General features: G+C 60.0%; 20 protein-coding genes and 1 pseudogene. 2 read left to right on the forward strand and 19 right to left on the reverse strand.

Annotation, left to right across the window (positions count from 1 at the left end):
- Positions 1–116: 116 nt before the first annotated feature.
- The 13 genes from ACI2JX_RS07445 to ACI2JX_RS07505 all read right to left on the reverse strand — a co-directional run bounded on the left by ACI2JX_RS07445 (position 117) and on the right by ACI2JX_RS07505 (position 11,537).
- Entirely contained in the window at positions 117–1,016 is a 900-nt protein-coding gene (locus ACI2JX_RS07445) for a hypothetical protein (RefSeq protein WP_404689774.1), read from the reverse strand.
- Positions 1,017–1,334: 318 nt separating this feature from the next.
- On the reverse strand, positions 1,335–1,571 hold the full coding sequence (locus tag ACI2JX_RS07450; RefSeq protein ID WP_404689775.1) for a hypothetical protein: 237 nt from the start codon (positions 1,569–1,571) through the stop codon (positions 1,335–1,337).
- 33 nt (positions 1,572–1,604) lie between these two features.
- On the reverse strand, positions 1,605–2,498 hold the full coding sequence (locus tag ACI2JX_RS07455; RefSeq protein WP_404689776.1) for a LysR substrate-binding domain-containing protein: 894 nt from the start codon (positions 2,496–2,498) through the stop codon (positions 1,605–1,607).
- Positions 2,499–2,580: 82 nt separating this feature from the next.
- Positions 2,581–3,633, reverse strand: a complete 1,053-nt coding sequence (locus ACI2JX_RS07460) for an alpha/beta hydrolase (RefSeq protein ID WP_404689777.1) — start codon at positions 3,631–3,633, stop codon at positions 2,581–2,583.
- 49 nt (positions 3,634–3,682) lie between these two features.
- Complete coding sequence (locus ACI2JX_RS07465; RefSeq protein WP_404689819.1) at positions 3,683–4,627, reverse strand: alpha/beta fold hydrolase; 945 nt, start codon at positions 4,625–4,627, stop codon at positions 3,683–3,685.
- Between the two features lie 121 nt (positions 4,628–4,748).
- Positions 4,749–5,522 carry a carboxymuconolactone decarboxylase family protein gene (locus tag ACI2JX_RS07470; RefSeq protein WP_404689778.1) on the reverse strand — a complete coding sequence of 258 codons (774 nt, stop codon included), beginning with the start codon at positions 5,520–5,522 and terminating at the stop codon, positions 4,749–4,751.
- A 229-nt stretch (positions 5,523–5,751) separates the two neighbouring features.
- Positions 5,752–6,219 (reverse strand): cupin domain-containing protein, encoded by a 468-nt coding sequence (locus ACI2JX_RS07475; protein ID WP_404689779.1) that lies wholly within the window; start codon positions 6,217–6,219, stop codon positions 5,752–5,754.
- Between the two features lie 58 nt (positions 6,220–6,277).
- On the reverse strand, positions 6,278–7,270 hold the full coding sequence (locus ACI2JX_RS07480) for an aldo/keto reductase (RefSeq protein ID WP_404689780.1): 993 nt from the start codon (positions 7,268–7,270) through the stop codon (positions 6,278–6,280).
- 24 nt (positions 7,271–7,294) lie between these two features.
- Positions 7,295–7,885 (reverse strand): flavodoxin, encoded by a 591-nt coding sequence (locus tag ACI2JX_RS07485; protein WP_404689781.1) that lies wholly within the window; start codon positions 7,883–7,885, stop codon positions 7,295–7,297.
- Positions 7,882–8,871, reverse strand: coding sequence for an aldo/keto reductase (locus ACI2JX_RS07490; RefSeq protein ID WP_404689782.1), 990 nt, complete (start codon positions 8,869–8,871; stop codon positions 7,882–7,884). The genes ACI2JX_RS07485 and ACI2JX_RS07490 overlap by 4 nt, the downstream gene beginning before the upstream one ends.
- Positions 8,872–9,172: 301 nt before the next feature.
- The gene (locus ACI2JX_RS07495) at positions 9,173–9,688 is read right to left on the reverse strand and encodes an OsmC family protein (RefSeq protein ID WP_404689783.1); all 516 of its coding nucleotides are present in this window, start codon (positions 9,686–9,688) and stop codon (positions 9,173–9,175) included.
- A gap of 225 nt (positions 9,689–9,913) precedes the next feature.
- Positions 9,914–10,456 carry an AAA family ATPase gene (locus tag ACI2JX_RS07500; protein ID WP_404689784.1) on the reverse strand — a complete coding sequence of 181 codons (543 nt, stop codon included), beginning with the start codon at positions 10,454–10,456 and terminating at the stop codon, positions 9,914–9,916.
- Between the two features lie 199 nt (positions 10,457–10,655).
- Complete coding sequence (locus tag ACI2JX_RS07505; protein WP_404689785.1) at positions 10,656–11,537, reverse strand: LysR family transcriptional regulator; 882 nt, start codon at positions 11,535–11,537, stop codon at positions 10,656–10,658.
- Positions 11,538–11,644: 107 nt separating this feature from the next.
- On the opposite strand from ACI2JX_RS07505, the gene ACI2JX_RS07510 reads away from it, so the two are divergent.
- Positions 11,645–12,751: a tRNA-dihydrouridine synthase gene (locus ACI2JX_RS07510; protein ID WP_404689786.1), complete on the forward strand. Its 1,107-nt coding sequence runs from the start codon at positions 11,645–11,647 to the stop codon at positions 12,749–12,751.
- Between the two features lie 312 nt (positions 12,752–13,063).
- Here the strand turns inward: ACI2JX_RS07510 and ACI2JX_RS07515 are convergent.
- The 6 genes and pseudogenes from ACI2JX_RS07515 to ACI2JX_RS07540 all read right to left on the reverse strand — a co-directional run.
- A pseudogene (locus tag ACI2JX_RS07515) lies at positions 13,064–13,393 on the reverse strand (short-chain dehydrogenase); the annotation flags it as partial.
- Between the two features lie 34 nt (positions 13,394–13,427).
- Positions 13,428–13,661 (reverse strand): PLD nuclease N-terminal domain-containing protein, encoded by a 234-nt coding sequence (locus ACI2JX_RS07520; RefSeq protein ID WP_368971438.1) that lies wholly within the window; start codon positions 13,659–13,661, stop codon positions 13,428–13,430.
- A gap of 210 nt (positions 13,662–13,871) precedes the next feature.
- A complete protein-coding gene (locus ACI2JX_RS07525; protein WP_404689787.1) occupies positions 13,872–16,070 on the reverse strand; it encodes a xanthine dehydrogenase family protein molybdopterin-binding subunit in 2,199 nt (732 codons plus the stop codon).
- Positions 16,067–17,068 carry an FAD binding domain-containing protein gene (locus ACI2JX_RS07530; RefSeq protein WP_404689788.1) on the reverse strand — a complete coding sequence of 334 codons (1,002 nt, stop codon included), beginning with the start codon at positions 17,066–17,068 and terminating at the stop codon, positions 16,067–16,069. Before ACI2JX_RS07530 ends, ACI2JX_RS07525 begins: the two co-directional genes overlap by 4 nt.
- Positions 17,065–17,592 (reverse strand): (2Fe-2S)-binding protein, encoded by a 528-nt coding sequence (locus tag ACI2JX_RS07535; protein ID WP_186553321.1) that lies wholly within the window; start codon positions 17,590–17,592, stop codon positions 17,065–17,067. Before ACI2JX_RS07535 ends, ACI2JX_RS07530 begins: the two co-directional genes overlap by 4 nt.
- A gap of 98 nt (positions 17,593–17,690) precedes the next feature.
- The gene (locus ACI2JX_RS07540) at positions 17,691–19,478 is read right to left on the reverse strand and encodes a thiamine pyrophosphate-requiring protein (RefSeq protein ID WP_404689789.1); all 1,788 of its coding nucleotides are present in this window, start codon (positions 19,476–19,478) and stop codon (positions 17,691–17,693) included.
- Positions 19,479–19,675: 197 nt separating this feature from the next.
- On the opposite strand from ACI2JX_RS07540, the gene ACI2JX_RS07545 reads away from it, so the two are divergent.
- Positions 19,676–20,302, forward strand: coding sequence for a VOC family protein (locus ACI2JX_RS07545; protein ID WP_404689790.1), 627 nt, complete (start codon positions 19,676–19,678; stop codon positions 20,300–20,302).
- Positions 20,303–20,647 lie beyond the last annotated feature (345 nt).

Consider the following 20,647-nt stretch of genomic DNA (forward strand, 5'->3'; position numbering starts at 1 on the left):
CGGGAGGTGCGGGGTATGTTCAGGGGCTGGCGGGGAATTGCTGTCAGAGGGGACGATCCGGGGTAGGGCACTTATAACCACGGGGGGCAGGGCGTTGAGCCCTGCGCCCCGTGTGTTCAGGCAGTGTGTTCAGCGGTCTGCTCGACAGACGTTTCCATCAACAGGGCTAACGTGTTGAGGAACAGGTCCATGTTGAGGATGCCGGTGGCGACGGTCGACAGTACTGGCTTGCCAGAAGCATCCTTGATCACCACCTTCTCGCTCCAGGCGCTGGTGTCCACGCTGCGTAGCGAAGCCATCGATACCTGGCTGCCCTGGACCTGCAGGTAATCTCGTGAAACCACGATCGGCAGGGTCTTGATATCGAGGAAGTTGCCGCTCACACGCTTGCGCCAGACTTGGCTGGTGTCGGCGTACTCGAACGTCACCGTGCCACCGCTGTGCAAGGTCTGCAGGACCGCAGGTTGCCTGGCGTCGAGGTAGAGCTCGCGAAACAGTTGCTGGAATTCGAAGAAGCGCTTGAGCGGTTCGATCACCCGGTGGAACGGCTCGCTGGCATTGCGACGGAACGCCAGGTTGGTGATCATGCCGCTGAACATCGTCTGCCCCGAGGCGAACAGGTACAAATGCTCGATTTCAGTGAACGGCACGTAGGTGCGCACGCCCTTGGTGGTGTAGGCGATGCCCTGTTCATACAGCTCGTAGCTGCTGTGCCGATAGCGACTGTGCCACGCATACAGCGCCGCGATGCCCACCGCGATGAACGCCAGCAACGCGCCGGTGTAATAGAGCATCGAGACGTTGCCATTGAAGCGCATCGTCGAGCCTGACGGGGTGGTGAACGTGACAGGCCCGCTGCTGTTCACCGGCAAGGTGCTGGCGAAGTAAACGATGAGGCCGGCCAGGATCAGTAGCGCCAGGCTGAAAACTATCGTGAAGATTTTCAGGCCCTTGCCGTAGCGGTAAGTGCCGACCAATTGACCGGTCACTGGCACTTCAGTAGAAGTCTGCTGCATGAGGGTTTTACATCCCTGTAGAGTTGAGTGGAACGATGCCATCCAGGCTGATTTCGCGACGTGGCGAGGCGTGCTGGGACAGTTACTGCCACATTGCCACCAGCCCGGGCCGGTATCCTAGAACGCTATGGGATCAATAGGTTCACTCGCATTGCACAATAGTGTGAAATTGCGACCCGCTTATCATTCCGACCGCAGCCTAGCCGGGCAGCTTTGAGTCGAACGCGCTGCGCAGGGTGGCAACGACTTCAGCTACGCCAGGGCCTTGTACCGGTGGCGGCAGGGGGCGTTCACAAAACTCTCGCCAGACGAATAGCATCAATTCGTTTGCGCGAGGGCACTGTCAAGCGAGCCGAAGGTTTGCAGCAGCCTGTACCTTTCGTCCTGCCAGAAACCCGCTTCAACCCAGTCATACACCGGAATGAAGTGGAAGTGAATGGAGTGGCCGGCGTCATGCCCAAACCGCCCGATATACAAGCGTTTGGGCGCGAGATGCGTTTCAATGGTTTTCTGGATGCGCGCCTGCAATACCCCCAACTCCGATTGCGCTTGCAACAGGTCGCGTACGGCTGCAATCGATTAGACGACTCAGCGCTTGTAGAGTAACGCTTCAACTACAACGCCAAACGCTGATGAATGTTCACGGCGATTGGGGTAGTAGAGATGGTAACCGGCAAAGGGTTGGCACCAATCTTCCAACACCCGCACAAGGCTACCGTCGGCAAGCGCTCTCTCCACCATGTCTTCCGGCAGGAAACCCAAGCCACATCCCGCCACGGCCGCACGCAGGATCGGTACGCTGCTGTTGAACGTCCACTGCCCTTCGACACGGGCCTTCAGCTCGTGACCATCCTTTTCAAAATCCCATTGCATCAAGTTGCCATGGGTGGGGAGGCGCAGATTGATGCAATTGTGCGCCGCCAGATCACCAGGCTCCTTTGGCACTGGCCGTTGTTTGAAATATTCGGGTGAGCCTACGACCGCGATGCGAAGGGGCGGCCCGATGGGAACGGCGATCATGTCCTTGGCCACCTGGTCTCCCAGGCGTACACCGGCGTCATAGCGTTGCGCAACAATGTCGGAGAGCGCGTAGTCGACGGTGATTTCGACTTTGATGTCCGGATAGTCGGGAAGCACTTTTAAAAGCTTGGGCCACAGAATGTTGTTGGCGGCATGCTCGGACGCTTGAATCCGCACATTGCCTGCCGGGGTGTCTCGAAACTCGCTGACAGCGGCCAGTTCGAGTTCGATCTCATCGAACCGCGGCGCCATCGACTGATACAGCCGCTGACCCGCGTCGGTCGGCGAAACACTGCGCGTGGTACGCGTCAGCAGGCGCACGCCCAATCGGCTTTCCAGCGCACGCATGGTGTGACTCAGCGCCGACTGCGAGACGCCAAGCTGGGCGGCCGCGCGGGTGAAACTGCCTTCGCGGGCGATGACCACGAAGGCTTGCAGGTCATTGAGATTGGCGCGGGACATTGATGAGAACCTCTCATGAGGGGCGCGGGATTAATTCATGAAAACAGGTTGCAGATGGATGCGCGACTCCTAAGAGCGTTGTTTACAAGGTGCGGGCGTAGAACGCTGTCAGTTTGCCAACCGCGGCATCGACATAACGCGGCACCCAGTAGGTTTCGATGTGCGTCGCGCCGTCGAGGATAAACACTTCCTTGTCGGTGGTACCGGTGGCTTTGGGGAAGGCGTCCTGCGTCATGTACAGACTGTCGGCTTTGCTGCCGGCAATCATCAGCAACGGTTGGTTTATCAGCTCGATATGGTCAGTGGCGTCGAAACGCATCAGGTCGATCAGGCTGCTGGTGGTGTATTTGAAGGTCGAGTTCGGGTGCGCGTGGGTCTTCCAGTAGTACTCATAACCTTGGCGATACAGCTCGAAGGGCAGTTTGGCAATCTGCTCGTCGGTCAGGTTGGCATCGCCCGAATACAGCACCGCGCCGCCGGCCGCTTCTTGCGCGCGGGCTGCTGACGCCTGTTGCAGGCGTTGCTCAATGCTGTCCAGTTGCGAGTCGTTGTAGCCGTTGCGACGTACCCTTCCTGAGTTGAACATGCTCACCGTTGCCAGCGATTTGAAGCGTTTGTCGGTTTGCGCAGCCGCTAACGAATAACCACCGCCACCACAGATGCCGAGCAGGCCGAGGCGCTTGTCATCGACGCCGGCAAACTGGCTGATGAAGTCGGCCATGCCGTGAATGTCTTCGATGCGGTACGTTGGCTTATCGATGCTGCGCGGCTGACCACCGCTGGCACCCTGATACGCCGCGTCGGCAGTGATGGTGATGTAGCCCTGTTCGGCCAGGCGTTGTGCGTACAGACCGGCGACTTGTTCTTTCACGCCGCCATTGGGGTGTGCAACGACCACGGTCGGGTAGGTCTTCTTCGCATCGTAGTTGGCCGGGGTGTACACGTTGGCGGCGATGTCCAGGCCATTGAGCTTGTAGCTGACCGGGTGGATGTTGACCTTGCCCGGTTCGTTCTTGCTGATCGCGCCGTCGTAGGCGAGGGTGAACGAATTCTTTTTGTAATCGGCGGCCAGGGCTTCGCCCGCTGAGAGGCCGACCAATGCCGACATGAACGTGGCTTTGAGAGTGTTTTTCACGTGAAGCTCCTGAGCAATCAAAAGGACGGCAGTTGCAAAAGCGTGTGGGTCAGTCCAGCTGGTTTTCTTTTAGGAATTGCGCGACCAGGTCAGCGATCTGCACGTTGTTCAGATCCGACATGGGGAAGTGGGTGTTGCCGTGGATGCCGATTTCCGGCAGGTGGATCAGTCGTACATCACCGCCGTGGCGATTGACCGCATCGCGCCAGAGCCGGGCCATCTTCAGGCGTGCGCGCCAACTGTCCTGAGCGGGCAGGTCGACCGCCTGTTCAGGTATGTTGTCACCGTAGAGGATCAGAATCGGAATGCGCGTGAGGGCCATGAACTGCTCCATCGGCACCGAAGCGCCTTGCACAGTGTCGAACGCGCTGGGAATGGGCGCAGGCACTTCACCCTCAGCAAACACAAAGCTGCTGCCCGGTTCGAACGCCACGATGGCTTTGACCTTGTCGTTCTTGATCGCCGTCAACCAGCCCGGCCCGCCACCTTGCGAATGGGTGAACAGAATCCCCGGGCCGATTTTGTCGAACAGTGCTGACACGCCATCAGAGACCACGCCCATGTCGAACGGCCCGGTGTTCGGCGTCATCGCCCGGAAAAATTGCTCGCGGGTCTGGGCATCCTGTGCCATTTGCACGCCGTTGAAGTAGTTGGGCCACAGGCCGATGCGGAACTGGTTGAACCACAGTTGTTCGTCAGGCACAGGCTCGATTGTGGTTTCGACCATGCTGCGCCCGGCATCGCCACGCCGAGGCTGATCGATCAGGTAGACGCCGTAATGGCGGCGCAGAAAGATGTTCTGAAAGCCTTCGCGACCATCGGCGGTGGTTTCCCAGGTCTTGGAAAACTGACCCGCACCGTGCCACATGACGATGGGCAGATTTCGCGCATTCACCGGGATTTGATAGAAGGCGTAGGCGTGGTCACCGTGGTAGGTCTGGCCGTTGGGCATCATCGGTTGGCGCGGGTTGAAGAAACCCGGTGCAGTGGTCACCGTACCGCCGACGGCGAAGCTGCCTTGGTGTTGAATCAGTAATGGGTCATCGGGGTGGTTCGCGCAGGCCGCCAACAGGCTCAACAGCGTGACGCCCAGCAGATACTTTGCAGATTTCATGTCATTTCCCCGAAGCCGCGAGGGCCTGGGTCAATGCGGTATTGGCTCGTTCAGCCGTCTGCGCATCGCCGTGTTTCTTCAGCAGTTCCGCGACTTCAAGCAACTGTGCCGAGCTCAGGCCGACGCGCAAGCTCGCCGCCATGTGCGAGCGCAATTGCGGCTCGACCCCAGGCGTTGCGGCCAGCGCCCCGACAGTCGCCAGTTCGCGGCTTTGCCAGTCGAGGTTGTCGCGCTCGAAGATCTCACCGAACAGGTGGGTTTGCAGGAACCGGTTGATCACCGGCGCGAACTCGAACACCGGGCCTCTGACCGGGGCGCCGGAGATCCTGGTTTGATTCGCGGTCCCGGCAGCCAGGAGTTCATCGCCGACCGGAATTGCCCGGCTCGGTTCACGCCCCGGCGCGTCTTCGATGCCGCGCTGTCTGCGCGCCTGCACCACGGTCATCAGTTCGTTCAAGGCGTTGAGGCTGCGCGGGAAGCCCACATAGGCGTACAGCTGCACGAGAATTTCCCGGGTCTCACTGATGGTCAGGCCGGCATCGAGCCCTTGATTGAGCGCGGTGTTGAGGTTGGACATGTCGCTGGTCGCCATGAATGCGGCGATCAGGGGAATCGTTTGTTGTTTGCGCGACAGGGTATCGGCGCTGGCGGACGTGCTGGCCATGGTCTGCGATGCCTCTGCTGCTTTAGTGGTAGCGTTGAACATCGCCCCAACGCCCAGACAAAGCGCCATGAGTGCGGGGAGGGCAGCGCCGCTGCGTGCGTCAGTGGTCATCGTGAAAAGCTCCATTCAGTGCGGGTCACTGCGGTGTTGCTGGATCGTACGGAGGAGGGTTGTGTCGATTAACCCCGAAATCGCGCATGGACTTCTGAGCAGAACTCATGAGTAGTCATTGCGATAATCGCTGCATTTGTGGCGCGACCCTACTGGTGCGCGGCCTTGAGGTCGGATGACGGTTTGCGGCGACGATGCCGGGTGAGCAGCATTGACACATTCCGTAACTTCATTCTCCGGCGTATTGCGCCTGCGAGACTTGTTCCGCCCAAGTAACGGTGTTGCCGTCCTCGGCTTCAGCGATGGCGATATGCGTCATGCCGTTGCTGGGCGTGGCGCCATGCCAGTGACGGGTGTGCGGTGGAATCCAGACAGTGTCGCCCGGTCGGATCTCCTGTCGCGGGCCACCTTCTTGTTGGACGTAGCCGACCCCTGCGGTGACGATCAGCGTTTGCCCCAGCGGATGGGTGTGCCACGCCGTGCGCGCGCCAGGTTCAAAGGTTACCGTGCCGCCGCCGATACGCGCCGGCGGCTCGCCCTTGAATAGGCCGTCAACGCGCACCGTTCCGGTAAAGTTTTGCGTCGCGCCCTTGACCGAGGGCTGTGAGCCGTTCGGCGTAACGCGGATTTCGCTGGCGGCCTGGGATTCTGCCGCCATGAATGACAAAGCAACGAGTGGCGCGATCAATCGGTTCATCGGATCAACTCCGGTTAGGCGTGAAAGGGCGCTGCACGTGGCGCCGGGTTGGGCAGATTCAGAGTCCGGTCATGTTGAGCGCCGATTCCGGCAGGCGTTCTCCCTGCACCTGAATCTGCGCCATCTGCTCGTTGATCACGCGCAGATCGTCGCGGGTCAATTGCAGTTCGACGGCCCCCAGGTTCTCTTCCAGCCGATGCTGCTTGGTCGTGCCCGGGATCGGCACAATCCACGGCTTCTGGGCCAGCAACCAGGCCAGCGCCACTTGCGCCGGCGTGGCGTGTTTGCGTTGCGCGACGGCTTTGACCACATCGACCAATGCCAGATTGGCCCTGCGCGCTTCAGGGGAAAAACGCGGGACGAAATTGCGGAAATCGCCGGCGTCGAACTGCGTGTGCTCGTCGATCTGCCCGGTGAGGAAACCGGCGCCGAGCGGGCTGAACGGTACGAAACCGATCCCCAGTTCTTCCAGCACTGCCAGCAGCTCCAACTCTGGGCCTCGCCAGAACAGCGAATATTCGCTCTGCACCGCCGTGACCGCTTGCACCGCGTGCGCCCGGCGAATGGTTTCAACACCTGCCTCAGACAGGCCGAAATGCTTGACCTTGCCCTCGGCGATCAGATCCTTGACGGTACCGGCGACGTCTTCGATGGGTACCTGCGGATCAACGCGGTGCTGATAAAACAGGTCGATGCAATCGGTGCGCAGACGCTTCAACGACGCCTCGGCCACGGCGCGTATATGTTCCGGGCGGCTGTTGGTTCCGCCGCCGCGTGTGCCGGTGATCAGGTCGATATCGAAGCCGAACTTGGTGGCGATGGCGACCTGCTCGCGGATCGGCTGCAAGGCCTCGCCCAACAGTTCTTCATTGGCAAACGGGCCATAGGCTTCGGCGGTGTCGAACAACGTGATGCCTTGCTCGTGGGCCGAACGAATCAACTGGATCATGCTGGTTTTGTCGGCAGCCGGCCCGTAGGCCGAGGTCATGCTCATGCAGCCAAGGCCCAGTGCGGACACTTGCAGGCCGTTGCCCAACGTGCGGATTTCCATGATGTCGCTCCGTACAGAATTCGATTAACGCGTAAGGGGGTGATCGCTCAGCCAGCCGTTCACGCGTTCCATGGTCTTGCGCTCCTGCTCACTCTCCATCACAAAACCTTCCAGAATCTTTGCCTTCGGCGCGTGCTCGATCAGCACGCTGCGGCTGTTGCCCAAGCCATAACCGCCGTGGGTATTGAAGGGGATGAGGGTCTTGCCGGTCAGGTCATGGGCGCTGAGAAAGGCGCGCACGATGGGCGGGGTGGTTTCACCCCATATCGGAAAACCGAGATAGATCGTGTCGTAGTCGCTCAAGGCGTGAACCTTGCTTTGCAGCTCGGGTTCGAAACCGCTGTCCCGCTCGTGACGCGCCTGCTCAACGGTGTGCAAATAGTCCTCGGGGTAGGGATTGGCCGGGCGAATCTCGAAAAGATCGGCACCCAGTCCACGCTGGATCAGCCCGGCGACCACCCGGGTATTGCCCGAGCGCGAGAAATACGCGACCAGAATCCGCGAGCCTGAGCGCGCTGTTTCACTGGCGCCTTGCGTGTCGGCGAGCGACAGCAGCGGGGCGCTGGCCAGTGCGGCGATCAGCGTGCGCCGCAGCGGATCGTGTTCATTGTTCATCGGCCGACTCGCGCCTTGAGGGCCTCGGGATAGCGCTCGCCTTCAACGCGTATCTGCGCCAGTGCGGTATCGATCGCTTTGAGTTCGGCGGGGTCGAGTTTGATGTCCGCGCCGCCAAGGTTTTCTTCCAGGCGAGGCAGTTTGGTTGTCCCCGGAATCGGCACAATCCAAGGCGCCTGCGCGAGCAGCCAGGCCAGTGCGATCTGTGCGGGGGTGGCGTGTTTCTGCGCGGCGGTCTGTCGGATCAACACCACCAGGCCCTGGTTGGCTTGCAGCGCCGACTGGCTGAACCGTGGGACGATGCTGCGGAAATCGTCGCTGCCGTACGTGGCCTGCGCCGACACCGTGCCGGTGAGAAAACCTTTGCCCAGAGGACTGAACGGCACCAGGCCAATGCCCAACTCCCAAAGCGTCGGCAGGATTTCCTGCTCAGGCTCGCGCCACCACAGCGAGTATTCGCTTTGCAGCGCTGTGACCGGCTGCACCGCGTGCGCACGCCGAATGGTCTGCGCACCGGCCTCCGACAAGCCGAAGTGCTTGACCTTGCCTTCGCCAATCAAGTCCTTCACCACCCCGGCGACGTCCTCGATCGGCACGTCAGGATCGACGCGGTGCTGGTAAAGCAGATCGATGTAATCGGTTTTTAGCCGACGCAACGAACCCTCCACCGCGACTCGGATGTGCTGGGGGCGGCTGTTGAGAATCTGCTGTTTATTGTCGTTACCGAAGGTGAAGCCGAACTTGGTGGCGATGACCACTTGATCGCGCACTGGTGCCAGGGCTTCGCCCACCACGTGTTCGTTCAGGTACGGGCCGTAAACCTCGGCGGTATCGAAGAGCGTGACGCCTCGGTCAACCGCAGATCGGATCAGCGCAATGGCTTGTTGTGTGTCAGTCGCCGGGCCGTAGCCATGGCTTAATCCCATGCAACCCAAACCCAGGGCTGACACTTCGAGTGAACTGTTTCCGAGTGTGCGCTTGTGCATTTGGATCTCCCAACATTTGGCGTTGGGAGAACAGTAAGCGAGCTATCGGGTGGGTACTAGACGGTTAAATCGGCAAGGGTTCATGAGGTTTATTCATCAGTCTCAGATAACGGGAGGTGGTGAGTGTGTCCTCATGGACACCTGGATGCTCTGAGCAAAGGCTCGGAAAATGGCCAGACGTTTGCGTTCAACAGTAAGGAACGGTTCGTCCGCTTCTGACCGATAGGGGGCATCTGTGAATGACCGCTATGGGTCGATAGCTGCCGTTCTCGGGTGGCTGCCATCGACCCCCTGCAGACATTTAGATGTCCGGGCCGATACCGACGCTAGCGCCTTTGAGGGATGAGTTTCGATAGTTGATAACAGCCCTGCATTTGATAGGGAAGTTGACCGAGTTGGCAATGAAACATTCGTGGTGAGCATCGTCATGCAAGCGCATTGCAAGATCTCTATCTGATTGACTACTAATGACGACCTGAGGTCTTAGCTCTGCTTCCTTGAAATGGCCCTTGCGCTGGCCATCGCCTTCGATCATACGGCCCACCGGGTGGTCGACGTATTCCAGCACGCACACGTTGTTAACGGCGCACAGATGAAGATACCAGAGCTTGTGGCAGGCCGAGATCGATGCCAGCAACATGTCTTCAGGGTTCCAGCATTCGGGATTACCACGAAAAGCAGGGTCGGCGGAACCAGGGATAGGCGCTTTGCCTGGCGACTCGACAGTGAAGTCTCTCTGGTAAGCCGTATAGCTGGCAGTACCCTCACCGGTGTTGCCTATCCAATTGATGGTGACAGCATAATTGTGTTCTCTCATCGTCACTCCTGTGTTGAAAGATGCCCAGAAGATGATCCGCTCTTCTCGCGTTAGCACTGTAATCTTGCGCGCTCAGTGTGGCTCCCAACCAGCTTCTCTTGTTTGCATTGTTGCATGCGTTGGTTGTGCGAAAGCTCAGCGCCATGGGCCATCCTTGGGCAGGTTAAAACGTTCAGATGCGCCTTCATGGCAGGCGCCTGCCGTCAATCGAGCGCGATCGGGTCTCTAATGACCTTGCACAGCCTTATCAGGCTGCGCACCCAGACTCTCAAGAAAAACCTCGGTATCCCGGTTCGACCGCAGGCAGACCATGCGACAACCCGACGGGGCCGTAGCCACGAGTCGCTCTATCACCTTGCGAGACGAGGTTTTCGTCCGCCACATGAACCTGAAAAACTCCGGCAGGTTGGCCAGCAGTTCCGGGCAGTCGTCCGGTAGGTCAGGCCGAGGGCGACCGCGGTTCAGCGCCGTTCTGAGGAACACGCGCCAGAATCGAAGCGGCGCCGAGCGGTCGATCCATATCAACATGTCAGCGCGGGCCAGCCGGTTGCCCCATGTGGTCGAGTGCCCACCTTCGAAAATCCAGCGCTCACGGGCCTCGACCTCATGGCAAAGACGCGTCTTCTCGTCCCGGCTGCGTTCGACCCACCCTGGCTGCCAGTGAATCGTGTCGATATGCACGACCGGCAAGCCCGTGCGCTCGCCAAGCTTGCGCGCCAGGGTACTTTTCCCAGACCCTGGCTGACCAATGATCATCACCCGTTGCATTGAAGCTCCCTCTCGCCATGCCTGCTGATTTTTGGGGGGCGCGATTGTACGGCAATGGCTGACTCGGTCAACTGCAAGCGCACTCATGCTCTGGGCGTCCTTTGCAGATCGACAAATGCAGCTCATTGATAGCGGGTATCGCCCCATTGCCGCCGTTCGCGAGAACCGCGAAAACTGCATTTGCTAGGTGAGGTGGCACTCACGTCGGGTTACCTAGCGCCGCCTCTAGCCGGTCAAGGAAAACCCGGACACGATGAGGCACCTGGCGCCGGGTTGGAAGAACAGCGGTGATGAACAGTTGTTGGGGAGTTGCATCCTCCAGTTCCACAACTCGCAGAGTGCCCTGTTCGACATCGTCACGAATATCCCAGTAAGTGAGCATCGCAAGCCCTAATCCCTGCTTGCTGGCGGTTCGCACTGCTTCGACACTGTTAGCAGAGAAGGCGCCAACCGCTTTGAAGCCGATCGGTTCCCCATCACGCACGAAAGGCCAATGCGGCATACCGTGAAGCGCTATGCAGCGATGGCCATGCAACTCATCCAGAGCAATGGGTGCACCATGCTCTGTCAGGTAGCCGGGGCTCGCGCAAAGCACGCGGGGATTGGGAGCCAGGGAGCGGGCGACCAATTCAGAGTCGCGCAGGGGCGCAATACGGATCGCTACGTCGATTCCTAAGCTGACTATATCCACGATGCTGTCGGAGGCGAGCAGGTCTACTTGCAGTGCGGGATGTTCCTTCAGCAATGGCGCAATCATAGGCATGATGACGGCCTGAGCGAACACAGTCGGCGCGGTAACCTTCAGGGTGCCACTGGCCGTTCCCACATTCGCCTTCAAGGTGACTTTTGCCGCCTCGCTCGCTGCGAGCAGCGTCTTGGAAAATGGCAGGAAAACTTCGCCTTCAGGCGTAAGCGAAACCGACCGCGTAGTGCGATGCACCAGTCGTACTTCCAGCTCATCCTCAAGCGCTGCTAGCCGCCGTGAAACTGTCATGGGTGACACCCCAAGCCGCCGTGCAGCGGCTGATAGGCTTCCACTCTCGGCAATGGTAGCGAACACCTCGACGTCCGAAATCTGCATCTTTATATCTCCTTCGGTTAAAGCGCCTTATCCTTCACGCCTGATTCTATCTGTCGCCGTCCAAGACTAAGCTTTCCGTATAACGTTTTTGGAAGCCGATAGAGAGGATGTTGCTGGTGCTGAACTCCACAATTCTAACTGATTATGATATTGCCGGCTGTTCGCTGAGAAACCGCTTGGCGGTAGCGCCCATGACGCGCGTGAGCGCCACTGAGACAGGGCAGGCCACCCAGCAAATGGCTCGATATTACGAACGGTTTGCCCATGGTGGCTTTGGCTTAGTCATCACCGAAGGTATCTACACCGACCAAAAATACTCGCAGGGATACCCTTATCAACCTGGTATCACCGATGACGAGCAAGCCCAGGCTTGGAGGATGGTGACAGGCGCCATACACGCACATCAGGGCATGGTATTTGCCCAGCTCATGCATGCGGGTGCCCTCAGCCAGGGCAACCGTTTCACTGACGTTTCGGCAGCACCCTCAGCACTGCGCCCCAAGGGTGAGCAGATGAAGTTCTACTACGGCGCAGGGTCGTACGCCGTGCCGCGTGCCATGACTGATGAGGATATTGTCGACGCCATCGCAGGCTTTGCTCAGGCCGCAGCCCTGGCAAGCCAATGTGCAGGTTTCGATGGTATCGAGATCCATGGTGCCAACGGGTATTTGCTTGATCAGTTCCTGACTGACTACACAAATCATCGTAATGACCGCTGGGGAGGGGGGCTGCGAGACCGTATGAACCTAACCCTTGAAGTTGTGAGAGCGGTAAGGCTGGCAGTCGGAACGTTGCCGGTGGGTGTAAGAATCTCGCAGGGTAAGGTCAACGACTTCGATCATAAATGGGCTGAGGGTGAGCAGGCTGCGGAGGTCATCTTTGGTTCACTGAGTGACGCGGCCGTCGACTTCATTCACGTCACTGAACATCAAGCCTGGAAACCGGCATTCATTAATGGCCACAGCAGTCTTGTATCGTTGTCACGTCGCTATGCTCCAGAGGTGGCTTTGATTGCAAACGGGGGCCTGCACAGGGCAGAGCACGCCTCATCCGTGCTGGAAGAGGGCGCCGATATCATCGCAATAGGTAAGGCCGCGCTGGCAAATCCCGATCTGCCTCGACGACTCGCCAACACACAACGCTTGAATGAGTTCGATGCCTCGATATTGGGGCCAATCGCTAACATCAAGAACGGCGAACTGGTGTCGGATTAACGAAAATGACTAAAGGGCCGGTGTGCGCTTTGGGCTGCTGGCCGCGCTCGCGAGCGCCTGTCATCGAGCCTGGTCAGACATCTTCTGAGGGTTATCTAGTCAGTATCTTGCCCATCGGTTGAAACCCGTACCTGGCGAAGTCCTGGCGCATTGCCTGAGCTACCGCTGTTCGCGTTGCACGCCTCTGATGAACAGCCCAGCGACGAGCCCCAGCAGTGCCGCGCCGATCATGAGTGGTGCCTTGCTTTTATGGTTTGGCCAACCGCCCATGACACTTGGATCTTGCTCTTCGCGGTGCGTCAGCGCGCTTTCCGGCTCACGCTGCGGCTGGCCGTGCGTAGTCTGACTCGCCAGCGTGGCACGGGCCTCGATCCTTGAAAGATCAAGGCGCGTTCCATCTATCAGGGTCAGCTTCAGGTCGTCGAGGGTCCCGGCTATCCGATCAGGAAAAACCGGCTCTCCCTGGGCATCCAGGCTGTCGTAGATGAACTGCCTACCTTCGAGCCAGCCCACAGCGGTCAGCAGCTCGGGTCCCAGGTAGTACTTGCCGTCTAGGAAGAACCCCGGAAACTGATGGGTGCGCTCGATGTTATCGACGCAGTAGCGCTCCCCTGGTTTCATACCGGTCGCTTTATCGAGCATGGTGCACCCCTCTTCAGTAGGCGGCAGACATTGTTCAGCCCTTGCTGTGTTCATCCGACGTCGGTCCGGTGCCGCGTTTGATCCCGCGTGGGCCGGCGACACCCCAGATACCCAGGCCAACCAGGGGCAGCGCGAGAATCACCAAGGCCCAGAGCGCTTTGGTCGCATCGGATTTGTCGCTTCTGAACACACTGACGATGGCCCACAGGTCAACGAGCAAGACAATTGCCGCGACGGCAATCCAGTAGTACATGGCAAGATCGTTCATCAGTTGATCTCCTATGAGCTTGGCGTTACTGGGACTGCTTGCGGCCTGAAGCTGCGTGCAGCGGGCTGAGCGCGGAACCTGTGCCTTCGCCAGACGCCTGGTAACTCGCGCCCCCTGAACGGAAGGCCAGTGCAAACCGGCGAAAGTTCACACAAGGTTCCAAACGCCCGTCTCAGTCGCACAGGGGGCGAGTCAATCTGGGCTTAGCGCCTAGAGCACCTTGTCGAGGGTGATTGGAAACGCTCTTACCCGTATGCCGGTGGCATGGAAGACAGCATTGGCTATCGCCGCCGCCACGCCCACGATGCCAATTTCGCCCACCCCTTTGGAGCCCAGTTCATTGACGATGTCGTCCTGCTCTTCAACGAATATCACCTCGATCTCACCGCTGTCGGCATTCACCGGAATGTGGTACTCCGCCAGGTTGTGATTGAGAATGCGGCCCAGCCGATGATCGGTTAAGGTTTCTTCGTGCAAGGCCATGCCCAGCCCCCACACCACGCCGCCAAGGATCTGGCTACGTGCGGTCTTTGGATTGACCACACGTCCTGCCGCGATAGCGCTGACCACCCGGGTGACTTTGATCGAACCAAGCTCTTCATCAACCTGAACTTCGACGAATACCGCTGAATGTGTGGCAGTGGCGAACGGCTTGCGCTTGGCGCCCGGCTCGGCATCGACCTGTACTTCGAAAACACCATTGGGGGCGCTGGCGACGATGTCCGCCAGGGCAAAGCGATGATTGCCTGCGTGTAGGTAGCCGTCTGCGAACACGACCTGCTCCAGGGCTGTGCTGGCAACTGCGGGATAGGTCCTGCGCGCGTGTTCCAGCACTTTGCTCCGTAGCTCAAGGCAAGCTTGGCGCACTGCCGAACCGACCGACGACACGGTGAAAGAACCACCCTGAAGCGGCGCTGGAGGCAGCGAAGAGTCACCTAGTACGAACGTGACGTCCTGTAGTCGGGCGCCGGCTGCGTCGGCTGCGATCTGGGTCATGACGGTGTAAGTGCCAGTACCGATGTCGGTGGTGGCGCTACTGACGGTCAGGTGGCCCTGGGCATCGATGCGCGCCTTGGCGCTGGCTTTCATCTGCATCGCTTCCCAGACGCCGCCGGCCATGCCCCAGCCGACCAACTGCGTGCCTTTGCGCATGCTCCTCGGTGCGGCGCTGCGTCGGTCCCAGCCGAAACGCTCGGCGCCTTGGGTATAGCACGCCAGCAGTTGCTTGCTGGAGTAGGGTTTGTCTTCGTTGCCATTGCTGGCGGCAAAATTGCGTCGGCGTAGCTCGACCGGGTCGATCCGGGCGGCCCAGGCGAGTTCATCCAGGGCGCACTCCAGGGCGATCATCCCGGAAGCGGCGCCGGGTGCGCGCATGTCCAGCGGGGTGTACACATCGAGCGGAGCCAGGCGATAGCTCAGGGCAACGTTGTCACACTGATAGAGCATGCCGCTCCACTCGACCAGATGCTCGGTAAAGTCCTCGAAGCGTGATGTTTGGCCAAGTGCATCGTGGGCGATTGCCAACAGCCGGCCGTGCGCGTCTGCACCTAGGCGCAAACGCTGCTCGGTGCGGGGCCGGTAGCCGAAGCTGAACATCTGCTGGCGGGTCAGGGTGACGCGCACCGAGCGCTGCAAGTGCAACGCCGCCATTACTGCCAATGGCAGCTGGTACTGCGGGCGCAAGCCTGAGCCGAACGCGCCGCCGACGAAGGCTGCCAGAACCCTGATGTGCTCCTTGGGCAGACCGAAGACCTTGTGCAGGTAGTCCTGGCAATTCTGCGTACCTTGGGTCTTGTCGTGAATGTGCAAGGTGCCGTCGGGGTTGTAGAACACCGTCGATGCATGCGGCTCCATCGGGTTGTGATGCTCGCTGGCCGTCAGGTAGGTGGCATCGATCTGCACTGGCGCGCTGGCGAACTGCCCGGCAAAGTCGCCACGCGGTTCAGGTGTTTCGGCAGGTGCCCGATGGGCTTGGTTGCGTACATTGAGCAAATCCGTCTCGTGGGCCTGTTCGACGTAGTGGATGTCGATCAACGACCCCGCGTACCTTGCCAACTCGAGGCTTTGCGCGACCACCAGTGCCAAGGGTTGCCCGCTGTAAAGCACCTGATCGTTGAACAAGGGCCGAAATGGCGAACCTTCGGCCGAGTCGGCGTCACTGTAATCGTCGTCGTAACTGGAAATGTGCGGACGATGACTATGGTCGAGCACTGCGATCACCCCAGGCACGCTCAGGGCCCGGGAACTGTCGATCCTCAGTACCCGGCCCCGGGCGATGGTGCTGGATACCACGCTGCCATGAAGCAGGTTGGCCTCGGGGTACTCGCCCGCGTAGCGCGCCTGCCCGGTTACCTTGGCTACACCATCCACCCGGTCCAGAGGTGTTCCGACTAGCACTTTGGTGTTCATGGGCGTGCCCCCCGCGCCGCGGCACCGAGCACGGCATCGCCCAGTGCCCGCACAATGGCCCGCTGCGCCAGCGTCACCTTGAAACCGTTGTGGCTCAACGGCGTTGCACCTTGCAGCATGGTTTGAGCCGCGCGGGTAAACAGCGCTTGTGAAGGGGTTTGGCCGATCAGCATCCGTTCCACAGCCGGGTCTCGCCACGGCTTGTGCGCCACGCCGCCCAGCGCCAGGCGGGCGAGCTGGATTACGTTGTTGTCCAGGCGTACGGCAGCTGCCACCGAAACCAGCGCGAAGGCATAGGAAGCGCGGTCGCGAATTTTCAAATAACGGGAATGGTCGGCGAAGGCCGGGGGCGGTAACTCAATGGCGACCACCAGTTCATCGACTGCCAGCTGATTGTCGCGCTGCGGTGCGTCCTGGGGCAGGCGGTGAAACTCGGCAAAGGCTATCTGGCGTTTACCGGACCGCCCCTCGACATGGACCACAGCCTCTAGCGCTGCCAGCGCCACACACATGTCCGATGGATGGGTGGCGACGCAGGCATCGCTAGCACCGAGGATGGCGTGGATACGGTTCAGCCCTGTTCGCGCCGGGCATCCGCTGCCGGGGTCGCGCTTGTTGCAAGGGGTGCCAGTGTCATAGAAGTAGTAACAGCGGGTGCGTTGCAACAGGTTGCCACCGGTACTGGCCATATTGCGCAGCTGCGGCGATGCCCCCGCCAGGATGGCTTCGGACAACAACGGGTAATGCTGTTCGATTGTCGAATCGGCGGCCAGCTCGGCATTGCTGACCAGCGCGCCTATCAGCACACCGCCGCTCGAGGTTCTCTCAATGCGGTTCAGTCCCAGATGGGTGATATCAATCAGGTGCTCGGGGCGTACCACGTTCTCCTTCATCAAATCGACGAGGTTGGTACCCCCTGCAATGAATCGCGAAGAAGGATCTGCCAGGTGGACGGCTTCGCTGACCGATGCAGGCTTGTGATAGCTGAAAGGCGTCATGGCTGCTGGTCTCCTTGCGCTTGTGGCGCAGCGCGCATCAGCGGCAGCGCTTCTTGCACGGCGGCGACGATATTGCTGTAGGCGCCACAACGGCAGAGATTGCCGCTCATTTGCTCGCGGATGACATCTGGCGTAGCGGCATGGCCTTCACGGGCCAGACCCACCGCGGAGCAAATCTGGCCTGGCGTGCAGTACCCGCATTGGAAGGCATCATGCGTGATGAAGGCGCGCTGCATGGGATGCAGTTGGTCGCCGCTGGCCAGGCCCTCGATGGTCACCAGGTCGGCCCCATCGCACATGATGGCCAAGGTCAGGCAGGCATTGATGCGCTTGCCATCGCGCAACACCGTGCAGGCCCCGCACTGGCCATGGTCGCAACCTTTCTTGGTGCCTATCAGGTCCAGCTGTTCACGCAGCAGGTCGAGCAGGGTGGTCCAGGGATGGACCTGCAGCGATCGGGCTTGAGCGTTTATGGTCAGGTCGATGGGGTGCTGTTGGCCGCCTTCGGGAAAGATCTCGCTCATGGTAGGTTCTCACGGTCAGGGTTGGCACAGTCGGCTGCGTCTCTGTGGTGCGACCGACCCGACTGTGCAAACGTTCAGCCTGTGCGCCGAGGCGTGCATCACTTCTTGCCGGGTAACACCGAACTGAGGACTTGCTTGGCCGTCTGCACGATGACCCCGGCCTGGTCCGGGTCGCCCTTGAGCAAAGTGCCGGCAAATTTCTTCGCCTGCTCCAGCTTGATGTGGGGTGGCAGCGGTGGCACGTTGGGGTCGGTCTTGAACTCGATCAAGACCGGCCTATCGGCGCTCAAGGCGCGTTCCCAGGCCGCGGCGACGTCGTCTTCGCGGTCGACGAAAATGCCCTGCAGGCCGATGGAAATGGCGAACAAGTGGTAAGGCACGTCAGGAATCGTCTGCGACGCCTCGAACTTGGGATCGCCTTCCATCACGCGCTGCTCCCAGGTGACCTGGTTGAGGTCCTCGTTATTGAACACCGCACAGATCCATTGCGGGTTTTCCCATTGCTGCCAGTACTTGGCCACGGTGATCAGCTCGGCCAGGTTGTTCATCTGCATCGCGCCATCACCCACCAACGCGATCACTGCGCGCTGCGGATAGGCAAACTTGGCGGCGATGGCGTAGGGCACGGCAGCCCCCATGCAGGCCAGGCCCCCGGACAATGAGCAGTGCATGCCCCGGCGAATCTGCAGGTCGCGGGCAAACCAGTTGGCGCAGGAGCCGGAGTCGCTGGTCACGATACTGTTGTCGGGCAGGCGAGGGGAGAGCTCGTACACCACACGCTGTGGGTTGATGGGGTCGGCCTTGACCTGCGCACGTTTTGCCAGGGTTTTATCCCAACGTGCGCGCCAGCCTTCGACCTTTTTCCGCCAACGGCGGTCGGTCTTGGACTCGAGTAGAGGCAACAGCGCGCGCAAGGTCTCTGCGGCGTCACCGACCAGGTTTACCTCCATCGGGTAACGTAGGCTGAGCATGTCTGCTTGCAGATCGATCTGCACAGCGCGGGCCTGGCCTTCCTTGGGCAGGAACTCGGAGTAGGGAAAGCCCGAGCCGATCATCAGCAGGGTGTCGCATTCGCTCATCAGCTGATAGCTCGGTTCGGTGCCGAGCAAGCCTATGGCGCCGGTGACCCACGGCAGGTCATCGGGCATGGCGGCCTTGCCCAGTAGAGCCTTGGCCACGCCTGCGCCTAATGTGTCAGCGATGGCGATGACTTCATCGGTGGCCTGCAGGGCGCCGGCGCCTACCAGTATGGCGACTTTGCGCCCGGCATTGAGGACTTCGGCGGCGCGGCGCAGATCGCTGTCATAGGGCACCACCTTGGGCTTGCTGTAGCCAATGCCCGAATGCACCGTGCCGTGGGCATGCGCCGGTTGCTGGTAGGGCAAGTCCTGCAGGTCGTTGGGCAGAATCACTGTGGTTACCCGTCGCTCGCCGATGGCGGTGCGCACCGCGCGGTCAAGCAGGTGGCGCACCTGCGAGGGCGTGGATGCCTGCTGGACAAATGCCCCGGAGACATCCTTGAACATCGACAGCAGGTCCAGCTCCTGCTGGTAGTGCCCGCCCAGTGCGGCCCTGGCTTGCTGGCCGACGATGGCCAGCACTGGCATATGGTCCATACGGGCATCGTAGAGACCGGTGAGCAAGTGCGAAGCGCCAGGGCCGGAGGTCGCGATACAGACGCCCAGCTCACCGGTGAATTTGGCATGGGCACAGGCCATGAATGCAGCCATTTCTTCGTGGCGGGCCTGGATGAATTCAATCTTGCCCTTGGCCCGGCTCAGCGCACCGAATACACCGTTGATACCATCGCCGGGGTAGCCAAAGATGCGCCGTACCCCCCATTGATACAAGCGCTCTACCAGAAAATCGCCTACCGTGCCCGTCATTGCCTTCTCCCGTTGATTGGTCGATAGGGGTCTGGACTTGACGCGGTTTGGGAAAGTTTCAACTATCTGGGTCGGTGGCGGGCTTCACGTCGTCACCGTGTGAGCTTACCCAGTCCATGTGAGCTGTACTGCAATCGAGCATGTCGGGTGAAAAGGCAGCAACGCTTGGAGTTCTTTGATTAGGGAGATAGCAGGCTATGGTGCGTTCCACCTTGGATCATCTGGTCATTGTGTCACCGACCCTGCCGTTGGGGGCCCAATTCGTCGAGCGTCAACTCGCAGTGCAGTTGCAGCCAGGTGGTAAGCACATGCGCATGAGCACTCACAATCTGCTCCTACGATTAGGAGAGTCGTTTTATCTTGAAGTCATTGCTCCTGACAGTCAGGCCCCTTTGCCTACGCGACCTAGGTGGTTCGGTCTGGATGAGCTAAGTGCGCAATCATCGCCCTATTTAGCCCACTGGGTGGCGCGTACGGAGCGTCTGGATAGCGCAGACGAGCGTCTCAGGCAGGTTTTTGGAGAGATCGAACCGATGAGCAGGGGAGGTCTGTCGTGGAAAATTTCGATTCAGCCTGACGGGCATCTGCCTCTGCAAGGGGCTGTCCCTAGCCTGATCGATTGGGGCGAGTCGGAGCATCCCGCCAAGAGACTCGATGACAAAGGCTGTCAACTGCAACGTCTGGAAATTGCTCATCCCGAGCCCTGCGTAGTGGAACGCGAGCTGCAATCTATCGGCTTTACCGGGCCGGTCAGTGTATTACGCAGTGAGCGATACGCATTGAAGGCCTACATCGCTACACCGCATGGCCTCAGGATTCTGTAGCTCACGCGGTGTGCGATCTGTACTGGGTGAATAGTCACTGACGCGGTAGCAGCCCGTCTTATCGTTTACACCGTCATAGCGCGACTCAGAACAGCCGCTGCTCAGCTGGCCTTAGCTCAATGTTGCGGCGATGAGATTGCTTGGACGTTTCCTTGACTAATTTTTCACATCGCTTGGGAGACATTATCACCATCCCTACGTGTGATAGACCTTGCCCGCCTAGCAGCGGGCTTTCTTTTGCCCGCCATCTCACCCCGCCCGCATACCTTGGCCGTAGCTCGTTCACCTCTAGCAAATGCACTTGCACCTGAGTCCGCGGCTGATTGGCTTGGCCGTGCCGAGTAA

It is taken from the genome of Pseudomonas sp. NPDC088890 (genome assembly GCF_044900155.1).
Taxonomy (GTDB): domain Bacteria; phylum Pseudomonadota; class Gammaproteobacteria; order Pseudomonadales; family Pseudomonadaceae; genus Aquipseudomonas; species Aquipseudomonas urmiensis.